Annotated in this window: 14 protein-coding genes; 10 read left to right on the forward strand and 4 right to left on the reverse strand. The window is 65.4% G+C overall.

Annotated features, from left to right (window positions below; all coding sequences use genetic code 11):
- Nucleotides 1-16 precede the first annotated feature (16 nt).
- From RFN30_RS02355 to RFN30_RS02380, 6 genes are all read left to right on the forward strand, one after another.
- Complete coding sequence (locus RFN30_RS02355; protein WP_320260525.1) at nucleotides 17-1,405, forward strand: ATP-binding protein; 1,389 nt, start codon at nucleotides 17-19, stop codon at nucleotides 1,403-1,405.
- The gene (locus tag RFN30_RS02360) at nucleotides 1,405-1,971 is read left to right on the forward strand and encodes an RT0821/Lpp0805 family surface protein (protein ID WP_320260526.1); all 567 of its coding nucleotides are present in this window, start codon (nucleotides 1,405-1,407) and stop codon (nucleotides 1,969-1,971) included. The genes RFN30_RS02355 and RFN30_RS02360 overlap by 1 nt, the downstream gene beginning before the upstream one ends.
- A 121-nt stretch (nucleotides 1,972-2,092) precedes the next feature.
- Nucleotides 2,093-3,229 (forward strand): c-type cytochrome biogenesis protein CcmI, encoded by a 1,137-nt coding sequence (gene ccmI / locus RFN30_RS02365; RefSeq protein ID WP_320260527.1) that lies wholly within the window; start codon nucleotides 2,093-2,095, stop codon nucleotides 3,227-3,229.
- Nucleotides 3,230-3,232: 3 nt separating this feature from the next.
- A complete protein-coding gene (gene ccmE, locus RFN30_RS02370) occupies nucleotides 3,233-3,676 on the forward strand; it encodes a cytochrome c maturation protein CcmE (protein ID WP_320260528.1) in 444 nt (147 codons plus the stop codon).
- A 5-nt stretch (nucleotides 3,677-3,681) separates the two neighbouring features.
- Nucleotides 3,682-5,673, forward strand: coding sequence for a heme lyase CcmF/NrfE family subunit (locus RFN30_RS02375; protein ID WP_320260529.1), 1,992 nt, complete (start codon nucleotides 3,682-3,684; stop codon nucleotides 5,671-5,673).
- On the forward strand, nucleotides 5,670-6,128 hold the full coding sequence (locus tag RFN30_RS02380; RefSeq protein WP_320260530.1) for a cytochrome c-type biogenesis protein: 459 nt from the start codon (nucleotides 5,670-5,672) through the stop codon (nucleotides 6,126-6,128). Before RFN30_RS02375 ends, RFN30_RS02380 begins: the two co-directional genes overlap by 4 nt.
- Before the next feature lie 270 nt (nucleotides 6,129-6,398).
- Here RFN30_RS02380 and RFN30_RS02385 read toward each other — a convergent pair whose 3' ends face one another.
- Nucleotides 6,399-6,527, reverse strand: a complete 129-nt coding sequence (locus RFN30_RS02385) for a hypothetical protein (protein WP_430694746.1) — start codon at nucleotides 6,525-6,527, stop codon at nucleotides 6,399-6,401.
- A gap of 209 nt (nucleotides 6,528-6,736) precedes the next feature.
- On the opposite strand from RFN30_RS02385, the gene RFN30_RS02390 reads away from it, so the two are divergent.
- The 4 genes from RFN30_RS02390 (at nucleotide 6,737) to RFN30_RS02405 (ending at nucleotide 13,659) form a co-directional block, all read left to right on the forward strand.
- Nucleotides 6,737-8,281, forward strand: coding sequence for a Do family serine endopeptidase (locus RFN30_RS02390; protein WP_320260531.1), 1,545 nt, complete (start codon nucleotides 6,737-6,739; stop codon nucleotides 8,279-8,281).
- 205 nt (nucleotides 8,282-8,486) lie between these two features.
- Nucleotides 8,487-9,161, forward strand: a complete 675-nt coding sequence (locus RFN30_RS02395) for a response regulator transcription factor (RefSeq protein WP_320260532.1) — start codon at nucleotides 8,487-8,489, stop codon at nucleotides 9,159-9,161.
- 8 nt (nucleotides 9,162-9,169) lie between these two features.
- Entirely contained in the window at nucleotides 9,170-10,639 is a 1,470-nt protein-coding gene (locus tag RFN30_RS02400; RefSeq protein WP_320260533.1) for a sensor histidine kinase, read from the forward strand.
- Nucleotides 10,640-10,650: 11 nt separating this feature from the next.
- On the forward strand, nucleotides 10,651-13,659 hold the full coding sequence (locus tag RFN30_RS02405; RefSeq protein WP_430698518.1) for a bifunctional [glutamine synthetase] adenylyltransferase/[glutamine synthetase]-adenylyl-L-tyrosine phosphorylase: 3,009 nt from the start codon (nucleotides 10,651-10,653) through the stop codon (nucleotides 13,657-13,659).
- Nucleotides 13,660-13,845: 186 nt separating this feature from the next.
- On the opposite strand, the gene RFN30_RS02410 is transcribed toward RFN30_RS02405, so the two are convergent.
- The 3 genes from RFN30_RS02410 to pepN form a co-directional block, all read right to left on the reverse strand.
- Complete coding sequence (locus tag RFN30_RS02410; protein ID WP_320260535.1) at nucleotides 13,846-14,106, reverse strand: type II toxin-antitoxin system prevent-host-death family antitoxin; 261 nt, start codon at nucleotides 14,104-14,106, stop codon at nucleotides 13,846-13,848.
- Between the two features lie 80 nt (nucleotides 14,107-14,186).
- A complete protein-coding gene (locus tag RFN30_RS02415) occupies nucleotides 14,187-16,508 on the reverse strand; it encodes a PAS domain-containing sensor histidine kinase (protein WP_320260536.1) in 2,322 nt (773 codons plus the stop codon).
- A 348-nt stretch (nucleotides 16,509-16,856) separates the two neighbouring features.
- Nucleotides 16,857-19,502, reverse strand: a complete 2,646-nt coding sequence (pepN, locus tag RFN30_RS02420) for an aminopeptidase N (protein WP_320260537.1) — start codon at nucleotides 19,500-19,502, stop codon at nucleotides 16,857-16,859.
- Nucleotides 19,503-19,605 lie beyond the last annotated feature (103 nt).

A 19,605-nucleotide genomic window follows, 5' to 3' on the forward strand; every position in this document is an offset into this window, starting at 1 on the left:
ACCGCTGAAGCCGACGATGAGAACGTGGCTTTCCAGGCTGCGGCTCTGGCCGCGCTCGCTGACCTTCCGCGTCATCGCTTTTTCGACGGTCTGGGCGATTCTGACGCTGGTCGTCATCTTCACGCTCATCACCACGCTCTACCGCCAGGCCAGCGAGCGCGGCTTCGACAGCCTGCTTTCGGCGCATCTGTTCAACCTGATCGGCTCCGTCGGCATTTCGGACAGCGGCGCGCTCACCGGCTCGCCCGACCTGGGAGACCTGCGCTTCTCCGAGCCGAATTCCGGCTGGTACTGGTCGGTGGAGCCGGCCTCCGAAGGCGTCCACGGCGAAATCCATTCCTCCTCGATGACCACCTCGATCCTGTCGCCGAGCGTTGCCGAGGTTCCCTTCAACGCGAATTTCCAACGCAGCTACTCGACCGAAGGCATCAAGGGCGAGGAGCTGGAAGTGTTCGAGAGCGAGTTCGTGCTCGATGCCAAGAACCGCGCCGCGCGCTTCCGCGTCATGGGCAACCATAGCGAGCTCGAGCAGGAGATCGCGAGCTTCCAGCGCCGGCTGCTCACCTATCTGTCGCTCTTCGGCGTCGGCATGATCGCCATCAACGCCATCGCCATCCTTTTGGGCCTGCAGCCCCTGCGTCGCGTGCGCAATGCGCTCGCCATGGTGCGCGAGGGCACGGCGCAGCGGCTCGACGGGCGTTTTCCGGCCGAGATCGAGCCCTTGGCCAACGAAACCAATGCGCTGATCGAGAACAACAAGCGCATCGTCGAGCGCTCCCGAACCCAGGTCGGCAATCTCGCGCATTCGCTGAAGACGCCGCTTGCCGTCTTGATCAACGAAGGCCGCGCGCTCGGCGGCGCCAAGGGCCAGCTCATCGCCGAGCAGGCCGCCTCGATGCAGAAGCAGGTCGATCACTATCTGCAGCGCGCCCGCTTCGCCGCCCAGCGCGACAGCGTGGTCTTCCGCACGCCGGTGACGCCGCTGGTCGAGCGTATGGTGCGCGTGCTGCAAAAGCTCAACCCGCGCACGAAGCTTACGCTGTCGCCGCCGCCGGCAGAGGTCGTCTTTGCCGGCGAGCGCGAGGATCTGGAGGAATTGCTCGGCAATCTGCTCGACAATGCCATGAAATGGGCAAAGAGCGCCGTGGCCGTCTCGGTCGCCGCTGTCGCGGGAAGCGCCAACCTGTTTGAAATCGTTATAGAGGATGACGGCCCCGGCATTCCCGAGGACAGCGCGCGGGAAGTGTTGAAGCGTGGCAAGCGGCTCGACGAGACGAAGCCGGGAACGGGGCTCGGATTGGCCATTGTCGCCGACCTCGTCAACGAGTATGGAGGCGCCCTGGCGCTGGAACGGTCCGGCATGGGCGGCTTGAGGGCGGTGGTAAGATTGCGGAGCCTTCAATAATGTTTTTTATCGATTTGCGTGCGGCTGGCTGCGGCCAAATTTCCGACAAATATCAACACTATGGCCACGAAAATCTCCCCGATGGCGTGGCCCCCAATCCATCCCGCTCAAGAGAACCGGTTGCTGGCATGAAGATTCGCGTCGCGCTCGTTTCCGCCCTGATGGCCGTTTCGGGCTGCACCACGCTGAGCAGGGGTGGCCCGACCTCTCCGGTCACGCCCGTCGCCACGCCGCCGGCCGCCGGCAAGGTTGGAACCAGCATCGTCGCGGCCATGAATGGCGGTCTTATTGGCGGCACGATCGGTTCGGGTCTGAGCGATGCCGAAAAGCGCAAGGGCCTCGAGGCGGAATACAAGGCGCTGGAATACAACGCCAGCGGCCAGAAGGTGACGTGGAAGGGCGACAGCTCGACTCATTATGGCGAGGTGGTCGCGGCCCAGCCCTATCGGGTCGGCTCGCAGGACTGCCGCCAGTACACCCATACCGTTTATACGAGTGGTGCGGGGGTCACGGCGCGCGGCACCGCCTGCCGCAATGCCGATGGCAGCTGGACGCCGCTGACCTAAGTCAGACAACGGGTCGTCGGCGCGGTTTGACATCGATCAAGGCGGAGCGGCGCGTCTGCCGTCAAAGCGTCGCAGGACGTCCGTGTTGGCAGGGCAAGTCTCTGCCTTTATTGGAATAGCCATGCTGTTCTGGGTCATAGCCGCAATCCTCACGCTGGGCGCCAGCCTGGCGGTGCTTTTGCCGCTGGCCGGCGGCACGAAAGGCGCGTCGGCCGCCGGCGATCACGACCTCGAAGTCTATCGCGATCAGCTTTCCGAGCTTGACCGCGACATGGCGCGCGGCCTGATCCAGCCGGGCGAGGCGGAGGAAGCGCGTGCCGAGATCGGCCGCCGCATCCTGCGTCTCGGCTCCGGCAGCCAGGTCGGCACGGACGCGCCGCGCCCCTCGCGATCCGCAAAACTGGTCGCCACCGCCGCCGTGCTGGCAGTGCCGCTGGTGAGCTGGGGGCTTTACGGCGCGCTCGGCACGCCCGACCTGCCCTCGCAGCCGCTGGCCGAGCGGCTCGCCAAGAACCCGGCCGATTCCTCGGTCGACGAGCTGGTCGCTCGCGCCGAGGCGCACCTCGCCGCCAACCCATCGGACGGTAAGGGCTGGGACGTGCTGGCACCGGTCTATCTGCGCCTGCAGCGCTATGCCGACGCGGTGACCGCCTATCGCAACGCGATCCGGCTAGACGGTGACAGCGCCGTTCGCCAGGCCGGCCTCGGCGAAGCGATCACGAACGCCGCCGGTGGCATCGTCACGGCCGAAGCTCAAGGCGCCTTCGACGCGGCCTTGAAGCTCGACCCCGCCAACGCCAAAGCAGGCTTCTATCTGGCGATGGGCCTTGCCCAGGAAGGCAGGAAGACGGAAGCCGCGGCTGCCTGGCAGAAGATGCTCGGCCAGCTTGCACCGGATTCGCCCTGGCGCAGCGCCGTCCAACAGGCGCTCGCCGAAATGGCCGAGCCACCGGTTGCGGCCGGCAAGCCGGCAAACGGCCCGGATGCCGATCAGGTCGAGGCGGCGCAGCAGATGTCGCCGCAGGACCGGCAGGCGATGATCGAGACCATGGTCGCCGGACTAGACGATCGGCTGAAGCAAAATCCGCGCGACGAGGAAGGATGGATGCGGCTCATTCGTTCCTACGTCGTGCTCGGCAAGGCCGACCAGGCGCGCGACGCGCTCGGCCGCGCCGTTGCGGCCTTCGGGGCCGACAGCGAGCAAGCCAAGAAATTTACCGCCTTTGCCGCCTCGCTCGGCGTGACGGCGACGGAGTAGGAGATGACGCGCAAGCAGAAGCGATTGTCGGTGATCGTGGCGGGGCTGGCCTTCCTCGGCGCCGCCGCCGGGCTCACCTTCTACGCGCTGGGACAGAAGGCCTCCTATTTCTACATGCCCGCCGACCTCGCCACCGCGACGGTCCAGCCTGGACAGCGCATTCGTCTCGGCGGCCTGGTCGAGAAGGGCACCATCGTGCGCGGGCAGGGCGCGACGGTAGCCTTCTCGGTCACCGACAAGCAGAAGTCCGTGAAGGTCACCTATACCGGCATCCTGCCCGACCTCTTCCGCGAGGAGCAGGGCGTCATCACCGAGGGTGCGTTCGGCCCGGACGGCGTCTTCGTCGCCGACAGTGTTTTAGCCAAGCATGACGAGCGGTATATGCCGAAGGAAGTCGCCGACGGCCTGAAGGCCAAGGGTGTCTGGCAAGAGAGCAAGAGCGAGTAGCAACCGTGGTTGAGACCGGACATTTCGCCCTCGTCCTCGCTTTCGCGCTGTCGCTGGTGCAGATGCTGGTGCCGCTGGTCGGCGCCCGCACCGGCAATCAGCGGCTGATGGCGGTCGGCGGTCCGGTCGCGGTCACCGGCTTTGCGCTCACCGCGCTCTCCTTCACGGCTCTGGCCTCCGCCTATGCCGGCTCGGACTTCTCGGTGGCGAGCGTCTGGGAGAATTCGCATTCGCTGCAGCCGATGATCTACAAGATCACCGGCACCTGGGGGAACCACGAAGGCTCGATGCTGCTCTGGGTGCTGATCCTGACCTTCTTCGGCGCGCTCGTCGCCGTCTTCGGCTCAAACCTGCCGGCGACGCTCAAGGCCAATGTGCTTGCCGTGCAGGGCATGATCGGCGCCGCCTTCTTCCTGTTCATCCTGGCGACGTCCAACCCCTTCATCCGCTTGAACCCGGCGCCCATCGAAGGCCGTGACCTCAACCCGGTCCTGCAGGACCTCGGCCTCGCCATCCATCCGCCGCTGCTCTATCTCGGCTATGTCGGCTTCTCGATCTGCTTCTCCTTCTCGGTCGCAGCGCTGATCGAAGGCCGCATCGACGCCTCCTGGGCACGCTGGGTACGGCCCTGGACGCTGGTCGCCTGGATGTTTTTGACCGGCGGCATCGCCATGGGTTCCTACTGGGCCTATTACGAGCTTGGCTGGGGCGGCTTCTGGTTCTGGGATCCTGTCGAGAACGCCTCCTTCATGCCCTGGCTCGCCGGCACCGCGCTGCTCCACTCGGCGATCGTCATGGAAAAGCGCTCGGCGCTGAAGATCTGGACGCTGCTGCTGGCGATCCTCACCTTCTCGCTGTCGCTGCTCGGCACCTTCCTGGTGCGCTCCGGCGTGCTCACGTCGGTTCACGCCTTCGCCACCGATCCGGCGCGCGGCGTCTTCATCCTTTGCATCCTGACGCTGTTCATCGGCGGCTCGCTGGCGCTGTTTGCGCAGCGTGCTTCCACACTGACTGCCGGCGGCCTGTTCCACCCGATCTCGCGCGAGGGCGCGCTCGTCCTCAACAACCTGTTCCTCACCACGGCAACCGCGACGGTGCTGGTCGGTACGCTCTACCCGCTGGCGCTCGAAGCCATCACCGGCGGCAAGATCTCGGTAGGCGCGCCCTTCTTCGACCTGACTTTCGGTCCGCTGATGCTGCCGCTGCTCGCCATCGTGCCGTTCGGCCCGCTGCTTGCCTGGAAGCGCGGCGACATCTTCGCCGCTTCGCAGCGCCTGATGGCGGCCTTCGCGGTGGCGCTTGCCGCGATGCTGGTCACCGGCCTGTTCATCGATGGCGCCTCCGTCTTCGCCGCGCTTGGCGTCGGGCTCGCCGTCTGGCTTGTCGCCGGCGCGCTCACCGACCTTGCCGTCAAGTCGGGTATCGGCTCGGTGGCGCCCGCTATCATGCTGCGGCGCTTCGCCGGCCTGCCGCGCTCGGTCTTCGGCACAGCACTTGCCCATCTCGGCCTCGGGCTGACCTTGCTCGGCATCGTCGCCACGCTGTCCTTCGGCACCGAGAAGATCCTCACCATGCGTCCCGGCGAGACGGTGGAACTGTCCGGCCATACGTTGCGCCTCGTAGGACTTTTCCCGCAGAAAGGCCCGAACTTCACCGAGGATCGCGGCCGTTTCGTGCTGGTCGGCCCGGACGGGAACGCCGATGGCGAGATCACCTCGGCAAAACGTTTCTATCCAGTGCGGCAGACGGTGACGACCGAGTCCGGCATCAGGACGCTGGGCTTGAGCCAGCTCTATCTGTCGCTCGGCGACGAGGGCAATGACGGCTCCGTCGTCGTGCGCCTGTGGTGGAAGCCACTGGTGACCCTCATCTGGGGCGGCGGCCTGGTGATGATGGCGGGTGCGGCCATGTCGCTGCTCGATCGCCGACTGCGCGTCGGCGCGCCGTCGCGTCGCCGCAAGCTGGCTGCCGCCGCAGCATCCGCGAGCCCGACATGAAAGCAAAGCTCGCCTCGCTGATCTTCCTGCTTGCTCTGCTCTTCGCGGGCGCGGCGCAGGCTGTGAAGCCTAACGAAGTGCTGCCGGATCCGGCACTGGAGGCGCGCGCACGCGCGCTTTCCGAAGGCCTGCGCTGCATGGTCTGTCAGAACCAGTCGATCGACGAATCCGATGCCGACCTTGCCCGCGACCTGCGCATCCTCGTGCGCCAGCGCCTCGTCGCCGGCGACACCGACCAGCAGGTGATGGACTATATCGTCTCGCGCTATGGTGAGTTCGTGCTCTTGAAGCCGCGCTTCAGCCTGCGCAACGCGCTTTTATGGGGCACCCCGGCGCTTCTGCTCCTGGCCGGCGGTATCTTCATCGTGTTCAGCGCCCGTTCGCGCCGCCCGGCATCGGCCAGCACTCTCAGCGCCGAAGAACAGGCGGCGCTGGACAAGATGCTGCGCGATTAGCGCACGAATTGCGGACCTAGGAGGTTGGCCGAGACCCCTGTGCCGTCGTCATCCACGGGCGAAGCAAGGAGCGAAGCGACGCGGCGCAGACCCGAGGATCCATTCCGTGACTTCGAGGCGTCGCGGCCGTCCAGAATTCTGCTCCGCTGCACTCTACGATCGAGGTCACGGAATGGAACCCAGGGTCTACGCGACGGAGCTTCGCTCCTCCTTCGCCCTGGGATGACGACGTCGCGAGTGCTTCCGCCAAGGCTCCGAGCGCGGCATGTCTCACACCCTGCCTGTGCGCTCGGCTTCCACGGCCTCGATCACAGCATCGATTTCCGCCATCGCAGCTTCATGAGGCACCACACGGCCCGCCTTTGCATCGGCCATCCCGCGCTTGATGCCTTCGATCATCTTGGTCTCCCAATCGACTGAGACTCGAATTCGGTTGGTATGGCCTGTGGTCATTTTGAACCTCGTGATCCCAACGCATCCCTGCCGATCGCCCAACATTACAAAATTTTCATGTACCGGAAATGGCGCCGTAATGTGTGTGCCTCTAATCCTCCTGTCCGAGGATGCTTCGCCTGAGCGCATCCCTTCGAAAGAGGAAACGAAACCCCATGAATATTGCCCCCAATCCATACTCCCGCACCCGCAAGCGCCTGATGGCGGCTGTTGCTTCCTTGGCCCTCGTCGGCACGGTCGGCGCCGGCATGCTCGCAACCGGCACTGCCCCCGTGCTGGCCGATGCCGTGCGCGTCGAGGCTCCGCAGGTGCCGAGCTTCGCCGATGTCGTCGAGCACGTCTCGCCGGCGGTCGTCAGCGTGAAGGTCAAGGCCAAGATCCAGCCGACGGCCGACGACGGCTCCGACGATCAAAACGGCTTCGACAACCTGCCCGACAATCCGCAGCTGCGCCGCTTCTTCAAGGAGTTCCGCGGCTTCGGCGACCAGGGCGGCCAGTTCGGCATGCGCCCCTTCAACCACCGTAACCATGGCAATGGCGAGCCGCGTCCGGTCGCTCAAGGCTCGGGCTTCTTCATTTCCGAGGACGGCTACCTTGTCACCAACAACCACGTCGTTTCGGAAGGCTCCGACTTCACCGTCGTCACCAATGACGGCAAGGAGCTCGACGCCAAGCTGATCGGCACCGATCCGCGCACCGACCTCGCCGTGCTGAAGGTCGATGGCAACAACAAGTTCACCTATGTCGACTTCGCCGACGACTCAAAAATCCGCATCGGTGACTGGGTCGTGGCCGTCGGCAATCCGTTCGGCCTCGGCGGCACCGTGACCGCGGGCATCGTCTCGGCCCGCGGCCGCGATATCGGCGCCGGTCCCTATGACGACTTCATCCAGATCGACGCCTCGGTCAACCGCGGCAATTCGGGTGGTCCGACCTTCAACCTCAACGGCCAGGTGATCGGCATCAACACCGCCATCTTCTCGCCGTCGGGCGGCAGCGTCGGCATCGCCTTCGACATTCCGGCCTCGACCGCCAAGCAGGTCGTCGAAGACCTGATGAAGAACGGCTCCGTCCAGCGCGGCTGGCTCGGCGTCGAGATCCAGCCAGTCACCTCCGACATCGCCGAGTCGCTCGGCCTGAAGTCGGACAAGGGCGCGCTGGTTTCGAGCGCGCAGGACGCCGGTCCCGGCAAGAAGGCGGGCATCTCGGCCGGCGATGTCATCACCCAGGTCGACGGCAAGGATGTCGCCTCGCCGAAGGAACTCGCCCGCATGATCGGCGCTTATGCGCCGGGCAAGTCGGTCGACGTCACCGTCTGGCGCAACGGCAAGAACGAGACGGTCAAGGTCGATCTCGGCACGCTGCCTTCGAGCGACAAGCAGGCCTCGAACGAGGACAGCAACAAACAGGCGGCTCCCGCCAAGGCCGACACACTTGCCGATCTCGGCCTCACCGTCACCAAGTCGGAAAACGGCAAGGGCCTGGTCGTCACCGATGTCGATCCGGACAGCGATGCCGCCGATCGCGGCATCCAGCCCGGCGACGTCATCACCTCGATCAATTCGAATGAGGTGAACACCACCGACGACGTTTCCAAGGCCATGACGGACGCTGCCAAGTCGGGCCGCAAGGCCGTGCTGATGCAGATCACCCGTGACGACACGAACCGCTTCGTCGCGCTGCCGGTCGGCAAGGGCTGACATCTCGGCTTTCAGCTTTTCCCGCGCGGTGGTTTCAATACCCCCGAGCCGCCGCCGGGAAAACATGGGGCCGAGCACGTCAGTCAGTCACCGTGTTTCGCTCCTGGCGGCAGCGGGTTTCCCATCACCCGCTGCCGCTTCACCACAAGGGCTAAGTGGAATGGCTGCCCCTCAATCTTCCGCCGAAATCGCGTATAACGGCTCCATGAAGATTCTCGTCATGGAAGACGATCGCGAGGCAGCGGATTACCTCAAGAAGGCCTTCGCCGAGGCGGGCCATACCGCCCATGTCGCCGGCGACGGCGAGACCGGCTTCGCGCTCGCCGATGCCGGCGACTATGACGTGATGGTGGTCGACCGCATGATGCCGCGCCGCGACGGCCTGTCGGTGATCGCAGCGCTGCGCTCGCGCGGCAACACCACGCCGGTGCTGATCCTGTCGGCGCTGGGCGAGGTCGATGACCGCGTTACCGGCCTGCGCGCCGGCGGCGACGATTATCTGACCAAGCCTTACGCCTTCTCCGAATTGCTCGCCCGCGTCGAGGTGCTCAACCGCCGCGCCGGCACCAGGGAATCCGAGACCGTCTACCGTGTCGGCGATCTCGAGCTCGACCGTCTTTCCCATTCGGTCAAGCGCGCCGGCCGCGAGATCACGCTGCAGCCGCGTGAGTTCCGCCTGCTCGAATATCTGATGCGCCACGCCGGCCAGGTGGTGACGCGCACCATGCTGCTGGAAAATGTCTGGGACTATCATTTCGATCCGCAGACCAACGTCATCGACGTCCACGTCTCGCGCCTGCGCGGCAAGATCGAGAAGGGCTTCGACAAGCCGATCCTGCACACCATCCGCGGCGCCGGCTACATGTTGAAGGGCGGGTAAAGCCGATCATGGCTCTTTCCCTGCCGGCCATCATGAGGACGACGGCGGCCCGGCTCTCGGCGCTTTATCTTCTGCTTTTCGCGCTCTGCGCGGTGCTTCTGGTCTTCTACATGACGTCGCTGTCGGCGCGCATGCTGACCGCGCAGACGCAGGAAACGATCAACGACGAGGTGCTGGGCCTGGCCCAGGCCTATCAACGCGGCGGCCTGCCGGTGCTGGTGCGCGTCGTGGAGGCTCGCTCCCGCCAGCCCGGCGCCAACCTCTATTTGATCGCCGACGCCAACGGCCAGATCCTGACCGGCAATGTGCAGAGCCTGGAGCCGGGGGTCATCGAGACCGAGGGCTGGACGACCGAGCCGTTTTCCTACCAGCGCTTCGGCGAGGGCGAGCTAGACCGGTTGCGCGGCGGAGACCAGACCGCGCCGCCGCCCGGTGCCGGCGGTGCGCAGTCGGAGGGCGAGAAAGGCCACAACGCCATCGCGCTGGTGCTGAGGCTGCCCAACCAGATGATCATGCTGGTCGGCCGCGACCTCGGCGAGCCCGAGCGCTTCCGCGCCGTCATCAAACGCTCGCTGATGCTGGCGCTGGGCATGATGGGGGTCGGCGGGCTCTTGATCTGGTTCTTCGTCGGGCGCTCTGCGCTGAAGCGCATCGACAGCGTCTCCGATGCAAGCCGCCGCATCATGGGCGGCGACCTTACCGGACGGCTGCCAGTGACCGGCGCCGGCGACGAATTCGACCGCCTGTCGGAAAACCTCAACACGATGCTTGCCCGCATCGCCACGCTGAACGAGGGACTGAAGCAGGTCTCCGACAACATCGCCCACGACCTGAAGACGCCGCTGACCAGGCTGCGCAACCGCGCCGAGGCGACCCTTGCCGGCAAGCACAGGACGGCCGACTACCGCCAGGCGCTGGAAGGAACGATCGCCGAGTCCGACCAACTCATCAAGACCTTCAACGCCATCCTGATGATCTCCCGGCTGGAGACCGGCTATTCCTCCGAGATGACCAGCCCGGTTGACCTCGCCGCCACCGTGAGTGATGTCGTCGAGCTCTACGAGCCGGTGGCGGAAGAGGCTGGCGTTGCGTTGGAAGCGACGGTGCCGGAAGCCGTCACCATCAACGGCAATCGCGAGCTGATCGGCCAGGCGCTGTCGAACATCGTCGACAACGCGATCAAATACTCGACCGGCGCCACCGAGAGCCCGAAAGTGCGCGTCACGCTGGAGCGCACCGGCGGCGAGGTCAAGCTGGCCGTCGCCGACAATGGCCATGGCATTCCCGACGATGCCGACCGCGCCAGGGCCACCGAGCGCTTCGTGCGGCTGGAAAAGAGCCGGTCGCAGCCGGGTTCGGGCCTGGGCCTCAGCCTCGCCAAGGCGATCATGACTTTCCACAACGGCAGGCTTGATCTTTTGCCCGCCAATCCCGGATTGTCCGTTGTCATGAGTTTCCCGGCACGGGAGACGCATTGATGGCGGCGAGAATGGCAAAGAAAAAGACCGAGACCGAATGGCAACTCCGCCCGACGCTGGCGCTTCGCCCGTTGGATGGCGGCCATGCCCGACGGGAATTGTCCGAGATCGCGGACGCCGCCGGGGAAGACGGGCTGCCACGTCTCGCCGTGTTCCTGGCAGGCGAGGGGCCGTCGCAGGATCTGCTCGCCGCTATTTTCGACCTGTCGCCATTCCTGCGTGACACGGCGCGTCGCCGGCCGGCCGTTCTCGACACGCTGTTCGACCAGACGATCGAAGCGCGGCTCAACGAGATCGGCGAGGCGATCGATCGCGCGGCGCGGGCCGAGAATGTCTCGGAATCGAGCCTGATGATGGCGCTCAGGCAATGGAAGACCGAGGCTCATTTCCTGATCGCGCTCGCCGACCTCGCGGGCGAGGCCGAGACCGCGCTCACCGTGCGTCGCCTCAGCGATCTTGCCGACGCCTGCACGCGCGCCGCGGTCGATTTCCTCCTGCTCGACGCGCACGGGCAGGGCAAGCTCAAGCTGCCCCATCCAAAAGACCCGGCGCGCGGCTCGGGCTGGATCCTGCTCGGCATGGGCAAGCTTGGCGCGCATGAGCTGAATTTCTCTTCCGACATTGATCTCGTCGTCTTTTTCGATCCGGAGGCGCCGGCCGTCGTCGATCCGCTTGACGCGACGGAGCTGTTCTCGCGCCTTACTCGCCGTCTCGTGCGCATCCTGCAGGACCGCACCGAACACGGCTATGTGTTTCGCACCGATCTGAGGCTGCGGCCCGATCCCGGCTCGACGCCGCTGGCGATCCCGGTCGAGGCGGCGCTGCGTTACTACGAGGCGCGCGGCCAGAACTGGGAGCGCGCCGCCATGATCAAGGCGCGGCCGGTGGCCGGCGACCTTGCCGCGGGTGCCGCCTTCCTCAAGGAATTGCAGCCTTATGTCTGGCGCAAATACATGGACTATGCCGCGATCGCCGACGTCCATTCGATCAAGCGCCAGATCCACGCCCATAAGGGCCATGGCGAAATCGCGGTGAAGGGCCACAACGTCAAGCTCGGCCGCGGCGGCATCCGCGAGATCGAGTTCTTCGTCCAGACGCAGCAGCTGATCGCCGGCGGCCGCTTTCCGGAACTGCGCGGTCGCGAAACCGTGCCGATGTTGGGCGCGCTCGCTGCGCGCGGCTGGATCACCGCCGATGCGCGCGACGCGCTGACCCGGCAATACTGGTTCCTGCGCCGTGTCGAGCACGCCATCCAGATGGTGGCCGACGAGCAGACGCATATCCTGCCGGAAGAGGACGAGGAACTGAGGCGCATCGCGCTGATGCTGGGCTTTGCGGACGAGGCGGAATTCGCGAAAACCTTCCGCGCTTCGCTGCAGCAGGTCGAACGGCACTATGCGGCGCTGTTCGAGACGGCGCCCGAACTGTCAGCCGACGTCGGCAACCTGGTCTTCACCGGCGATGTCGACGACCCCGACACGCTGCAGACCTTGCACCGGCTCGGCTTCCAGCGGCCGAGCGACATCTGCCGCGTCATCCGCGGCTGGCATTTCGGCCGCTACCGCGTGACGCAATCGGCAGAAGCGCGCGAGCGGCTGACCGAGCTGACCCCGGCGCTGCTGCAGGCCTTCGGCCAGACGCGCCGCGCCGACGAGGCGCTGGTCCGCTTCGACGAATTCCTCGCCGGCCTGCCCGCCGGCATCCAGCTTTTCTCGCTGCTGCAATCGAACCCGGCGCTGCTCAAGCTGATGGCGACGATCATGGGCGCCGCCCCAAGGCTCGCCGCCATCATCACGCGCAGGCCGCATGTCTTCGACGGCCTGCTCGACCCGGCCCTGCTCACCGAACTGCCGGACCGCGCCTATCTTTCGGCGCGTCTTGCGGCCTTCATCGAGGGCGACCGCGCCTATGAGGACGTGCTCGACCGCCTGCGCATCTTCGCCTCCGAGCAGAAATTCCTGATCGGCGTGCGCCTGCTTGCCGGCTCGATCGATACGGCGCGGGCGGGGCGCGCCTTCTCCGACTTGGCCGACCTCACCATCGAGGCCGCGCTCAACGCCGTAACTGCCGAGTTCGCACAGCGTCACGGGTTGATCGCAGGGGGGAGGGTGGCTTTGCTCGGCATGGGCAAGCTCGGCAGCCGCGAGCTCACCGCGGGCTCGGATGTCGACATCATCCTGCTCTACGACCACGACGCGGATGCGGAGGAATCCGACGGCGAGAAGCCGCTGGCGCCTTCGCACTACTATACGCGCATGACGCAGCGGCTGATCGCCGCCGTCTCCGCGCCGACGGCCGAAGGCGTACTCTACGAACTTGACCTGCGCCTCCGCCCTTCAGGCAACAAAGGCCCGGTCGCCACCCATGTCGACGCCTTCAAGAAATATCAGCGCCAGGATGCCTGGACCTGGGAGCATATGGCGCTGGCGAGAGCCCGCGCCATCGGCGGTGACGCAGCGCTTTGCGCCGAGGTGGAGGACGAGGTGGCGGCGGTGCTGGCTCAGCCGCGCGACGGCACCAAGGTGAAGGCGGAAGCCTCCGAGATGCGCGCGCTGATCGAGAAGGAAAAGCCGCCGCGCGATCTCTGGGACATCAAGCTCATCCCCGGCGGTCTCATCGATCTCGAATTCATCGCCCAGGTTGCGGTCATCACCGGCGCTGTCGAGCCTGGCCGCCGGGTGACGGCGACGGCGGACGTGCTGGCACGACTGGCGCCCGGTTTCGCGGTCCCCGATGTCCGGCAGGAGCTTTGTGAGGCCTGGCGGCTCTATCTGGCGCTGACCCAGATGATCAGGCTCTGCCTCACCGGCGAGTTCCAGCGCGACGATGTCCCGCCGGGACTTTCGGATCTGCTTCTGGCGGCCACCGACCTGCCGGATTTCGGTGTGCTCGAAGCACATCTCAAGGAGACGTCGCGGAAGGTCAGGAAAGATTTCGACCTTTTGCTTCGTTCGGGAGCGTCGCAACGCGCACCCGGTCGCATCGGGGGTGGTGATGCTACAGGAGAAGACCCGGCTTGAGTCGCTGAGCTAGTTGTGAGCTTTCAGGAGGTTGTCCATTCGGCCCCGACCGAGAAAGCTGAGGTTGTCGAAGCTTCAGTGATTCCCGGAGGATGAGCGTCGCGAACGAAGCTGCCGATCTCCCCCCTTGCGGGGGAGATGTCCGGCAAGACAGAGGGGGTGCTGTCCCGCCGACGCTTGGGCAGGCTACGGCGTCCAGTCTTTGAGCATTTCATCCAGCTCATCAAACTGGGATGGGACTGCACTTTCGGCGATGGCCCTGAGCGTCTCGTCGTCAAGGTCCTCGACGGGCCTGGCAACCCGTCCCTTGACCAGCACTTCAAACATTGCCGCCGACAGGAGCACGGTATGAGTTCGGCCGTTCTTCGTTATGGCGACCGGCGCTCGTTGAGCGGCATCCTGAAAGCGGCCGACATTCTGTTGGAATTCCGTCGATGTTACACGCATGATTAAGTCACCTCTCTATCCAAAATAGATAAAATAGATAACTTTTCAAGAATGAGGCCGAATGGAACGGCCTCGATTGTTCAGGCCGCCACCTTCACCGCCGGCGGTGACTTTTTCAGCGGGATGCGCACCGACACGATGGTGCCGACGCCTTCGGTGGAGCGGATCTTCAGAGCGCCGCCCTGCAGTTCGGCGAGCGAGCGCGAGATGGCCAGCCCGAGTCCCGAGCCGGTGTGGTTCTTGGAGAACTGGTTCTGCACCTGCTCGAACGGCCGCCCGAGCTTGCTCAGCGCCTGTTTCGGGATGCCGCAGCCATTGTCCTCGATGGTGAGCACCAGCGCGCCCGACGCGCTGCGCGCCCGGACCGTGATCTTGCCGCCCTGTCCAGTGAATTTCACCGCATTGGAGAGTAGGTTGATGGCGATCTGCTTGATTGCGCGACGGTCGGCGTAGAGCCGCATCGAGTCGGCGATCCGCGTTTCCACCGTGATCGACTTTTCCGCTGCCTGCAGCGAGATGACTCGAACCGTTTCCTTGATCAGCGGGCAGAGGTCGATCTCCTCGCGGTCGAGCGAGAACTGACCAGCTTCGATCTTCGACATGTCGAGGATGTCATTGATGACGCCGAGCAGGTATTTGCCGCTGCCGTTGATGTCGCTGGCATATTCCTCGTAGCGCTCCGAGCCCAGCGGCCCGAACAGGCGCTGTTCCATCAGCTCGGAAAAGCCGATGATGGCGTTGAGCGGCGTGCGCAATTCATGCGACATGTTGGCGAGGAATTCGGACTTCGCGCGGTTCGCCGCCTCGGCGCGCTCGGTTTCCTTCATGTATTTGCGATTGAGCTCGACCAGCTCCTTGGCGCGTTCCTCCTCGGCGCGGCGGGCGAGGCTGAGATCGTGAATGGTCGCCATCAGGCGCCGCTCGCTGTCGACCAGCTTTTCCTGATGCAGCTTGATCTGGGTGATGTCGGAGCCGACCGAGACGATGCCGCCATCCCGGGTCCTGAGCTCGTTGACCTGCAGCCAGCGGCCGTCGGCGAGCTGGCGCTCCAGCGTCACACCCCCGTGCGGACCGTTGGCATTGGCCAGCCTGCGCTCCGAGGCGAAGGCGAGCATGCGCTCCTCCAGCATGTCGCGGGTCGCGCCCGGCACAACGTCACGATCCGAGAGTCCATTGTCCTTCTGGAATTTGGAATTGCACATGATCAGCCGCTCGGCGGCATCCCACAGCACGAAGGATTCGTTGATGTTCTCGATCGCGGTTCTTAATCGCATGTCCGCCGCTTCCGAACGCAGCGCCAGGTGGCGTTGCTCGGTGACGTCGACGGCGATGCCGATCAGCTGGATCTCGGGCGCCTCCGGGTCGATCACCTGGGCGCGGGCGCGCATCCACACCCACTGTCCGTCGGCATGGCGCATGCGGAACACCTGGTCGATATGGTCGATCTCGCGCTCGACGATGCGGTTGGCGAGCTCGAAGAGATCGCCGTCGTCGGGATGGATGATCTCGTCGACCTCGCCGAACGACAGCATCGTATCGCATGGCTCATAGCCCAGCATGTCGTACATCGAACGCGACCAGTACATCTTGCCGCGCACCATGTCCCAATCCCACAGCCCGCAGCGGCCGCGCACCAGCGCCATGTCGATGCGCTGATGCGCTTCGAGATAGATGCGATCGGCCGCCTGGGCGCGCGCCGCCTGGCCGAAATAGGCATAGAGGATGACGATCAGCACGCCCGCCGTCAGCACGAACAGCGTTACGTTGAGCGACACCGTCTTGCGCCAGCCGTCGAACACCGCGTCCTTGGGCACCAGCACTGCCGCGGCGTTCTTGCGGTCGCCTGTGAGGCTGACGGCGGCAAGCCAGTCCTTTCCGCCGATGCTGACATCCATCACGCCGGCGCGGTCGCCGAACATGAACAGCGGCTGGCCGCCCAGCACAAGACTGTCAAGCGAGCGCCCCTGCCAGCCGGTCGACAATGGCGACACCGCGATGATCTTGAAGGCGCCGTCGGTGATCGCCAGCACATGGCTGCGGCCCATGGCGCCTTGACGGCTGGTGCTTTCCAGAAGATCCACGGCATTGGCGCCTGCCGCATTCGGGTCGGCGGTGATCGCCTGCGCCATCTGGCCGGCGGCCAAAGCCAGCACCGCCTTGGCGTCGCGTTCGACCGCGTCGCGATCGTTCACTAGCGACAGGAAGCGAAGCGCCGCGATGACGATCAGGAAGATGATGATCAGTGCGGGGATCGAGCGGCGCAGCAGCGGCTCCGCCGCCACCAGCCGCTGATAGGCGGGCTCGGCGATCAGGCGCGCATTGCCGGCAAGCCCGTCGCCCCTTGCCTCGCGACGCGCAAAAGCCTTCTCTCCGGGCGCGCCCCACGCGTCCGTCTTGGCCATAAATGGCACTCCCCGATTTGCCGCATACTTGACGACCCGGCTACGCCGCACGCCCGAATCGTCAGTAAGGAATCAAAGGTGATTCGCCTTGTCCAGAGGCGCGGCCAAAAAAGATTAAAAGTTGATTGAAATTCGTCGCAACTGCCGATCTCCCCCCTTGTGGGGGAGATGGCCGGCAGGCCAGAGGGGGGCGCGAAGGATTGCAGCCTCGGCCATCTAGCGACTGGCCCTTCCCGCAGGATCAACGCCGTGCGCATCGTGAGATCGGGCTGATAAGTCGGCGGGACAGCGCCCCCCTCTGCCCTGCCGGGCATCTCCCCCACAAGGGGGGAGATTGGCGCTCCATCGCTACGCCAGCGTCCGTTCCACGATATCGCGCAGATCGGCCGACAGGTTCTCGGCATTCGCAATCTGCAGCAGCGCCTGCCTTGCCTTGTCCTGCCGGATCGGCTCCAGCGAGCGCCAGGACCGCATCGCCGTGGCCAGCCTTGCCGCCACCTGAGGATTGCGCTTCTCGACCTCCAGCACGATCTCGGCGAAGAAGCGGTAGCCTTGGCCGTCGGCGCGGTGGAAGCCGGTCTGGTTGGCGCTGGAGAAGGTGCCGATCAGCGAGCGCACCCGGTTCGGGTTGGCGATCGAGAAGGCGGGGTGCTGCATCAGTGCGCGCACCTTTTCGACGGTCTGCCGCCCGGGCACGCCGGCCTGGATCTGGAACCATTTGTCGAGCACCAGCGCATCGCCGCGATATCTTGCTTCGAAGGCCGCCAGCGCCTCCTCCGCTTCACGAGAGCCCGCATGGCGGTGCGCAAGCACGGTGAGCGCGGCGGCGCGGTCGGTCATGTTGGTGGCGGCGTTGAAGTGCTGCGCCGCAAGGGCCGCGCCCTCGGGCAGCAGCGAAAGGTAATCGAGCAGGATGTTGCGCAGCGCCCGCCGTCCGGCGCTTGCTGCGTCGGGCGTGAACGGCCCCTTGTCGGCGAGGCTGTCGTAAAGCGCCGAAAAGACCTCGCGGTTCGCCTCGGCGATCGTCCGCGCCAGCGCCTCGCGGGCGGCAAAGACGGCGTCGGTGTCGATGCCCTTGCCGATGTCGCGGGCAATGTCCGCCTCGCCGGGCAGCGACAGCGCCAGCGCCCGGTAGGCCGGCTCCAGCGCCTCGTCGCCGGCGATCCTGCCGGCAAGCTCGGCGAGCCTTGCTGCGAAGGCCGGCTCCTTGCCGCCCAGCACCTGGCGGAAGGCCGCGATCAGCGCGTCGGTAAGCAGCGTGTTGAATGCCTGCCAGCGCGAGAAAGAGTCGCTGTCATGGCTGGCGAGGAAGATCTGGTCGTCGGCCTTCTGCTGCACCGAGAGCGTGATCGGCGCCGAGAAGCCGCGGTTGAGCGACACCGAGGGCCGCTCCGAGACGCCCGAGAAGCGCACTGTGTGCCGCCGCTTGCGGACATGGATGACGCCGTCCTCGACGATGGCGCCGTCGACGCTTTGCCAGGCGACAGGCTTGCCGCCGTCGCCGACCAGGCCGAAGGCCAGTGGAATGTGCATCAGCCGCTTGCGGCTTTCCGACGGCGTCGGCGGCACCGACTGTTCGATCTCCAGCGTGAAGGCCTTGGCCGCCGCATTGTAGGAGGAACTCACCGCCAGGTTCGGCGTGCCGGCCTGATGGTACCAGAGCGCGAACTGCGCGAGGTCACGACCCGAGACGTCCTCGAACACCTTGACGAAGTCCTCGATCGTCGCCGCCTCGCCGTCATGCCGCTCGAAATAAAGGTCCATGCCGGCGCGGAAGAGTTCGGCGCCGAGGATGGTGCGGATCATGCGCACCACTTCCGAACCCTTCTCGTAGACGGTCGCGGTGTAGAAGTTGTTGATCTCGCGGTAGCGGCGCGGCCTGACCGGGTGCGCCAGCGGCCCCTGGTCTTCGGGGAACTGGTGCGCGCGCAGCGTGCGCACCTCGGCGATGCGCTTCACCGCGCGCGAGCGCTGGTCGGCGGAGAATTCGTGATCGCGGTAAACGGTCAGCCCTTCCTTCAGGCAAAGCTGGAACCAGTCGCGGCAAGTGATTCTGTTGCCGGTCCAATTGTGGAAATATTCATGCGCGATGATCGCCTCGATATTGGCGAAGTCGGCGTCCGTCGCCGTCTCCTCGTCGGCCAGCACATATTTGTCGTTGAAGATGTTGAGGCCCTTGTTCTCCATCGCGCCCATGTTGAAGTCGGACACGGCGACGATGTTGAAGACGTCGAGGTCGTACTCGCGGCCGAAGGCTTCCTCGTCCCATTTCATCGAGCGCTTCAGGGCGTCCATCGCGTAGCCGGCGAGCCGCTCCTTGCCGGGCTCGACATAGATGCCGAGCTCGACCTCGCGGCCGGATAAGGTGGTGAAGCTGCCGGCCACCTTGCCGAGCGCGCCCGCCACCAGCGCGAAGAGATAGGAGGGTTTCGGGAAGGGATCGTGCCAGATGGCATAGTGCTTGCCGTCTGCGAGCGTGCCGCTTTCAACCGGGTTGCCGTTGGAAAGCAGCAACGGCGCCTCGTTGTGCGGCGCCTCGATGCGCACGGTGTAGACCGACAGGATGTCCGGCCGGTCGAGGAAATAGGTGATGCGGCGGAAGCCCTCGGCCTCGCATTGCGTGCAATAGACATTGTTGGAGCGATAGAGGCCCATCAGTGCTTCGTTGCTGGACGGCGCGATTTCGGTCTCGAGGCGAAGCTCGAAACGCTGCGCCGCGGGCGGCGTCGGAATGGTCAACTGGTCCGGCGTCGCCTGATAGTCGGCCTCCGAGAGAAGCTGCCCGTCGATGGCAACGCCGAGCAACGTCGGCCCGTCGCCGTCAAGCACAAGCGGCGCGGAAGCGGCAACGCCCTCGCGCCGCTCGACGGTGAGCACGGCGGTGACGCGCGTGGCATCCGGCGACAGGCGGAAATCGAGACTGGTCCGCGGAATGAGATAGTCGCTGGGGCGGTAGTCTTCGAGCTTGAAGACATGGCCGGTATCGGTGCGCATTCCGTGAGTTTCCTGTCGATTTTCGGGCGGACAGCGGAGGTTGCCGGCCGGGAATTTGAAAGTCCGCGCTCTTTACACGAAACGGCCACTCGACAAAACCGCG

The sequence above is a fragment of the Mesorhizobium dulcispinae genome, from assembly GCF_033977345.1.
GTDB lineage: Bacteria > Pseudomonadota > Alphaproteobacteria > Rhizobiales > Rhizobiaceae > Mesorhizobium > Mesorhizobium dulcispinae.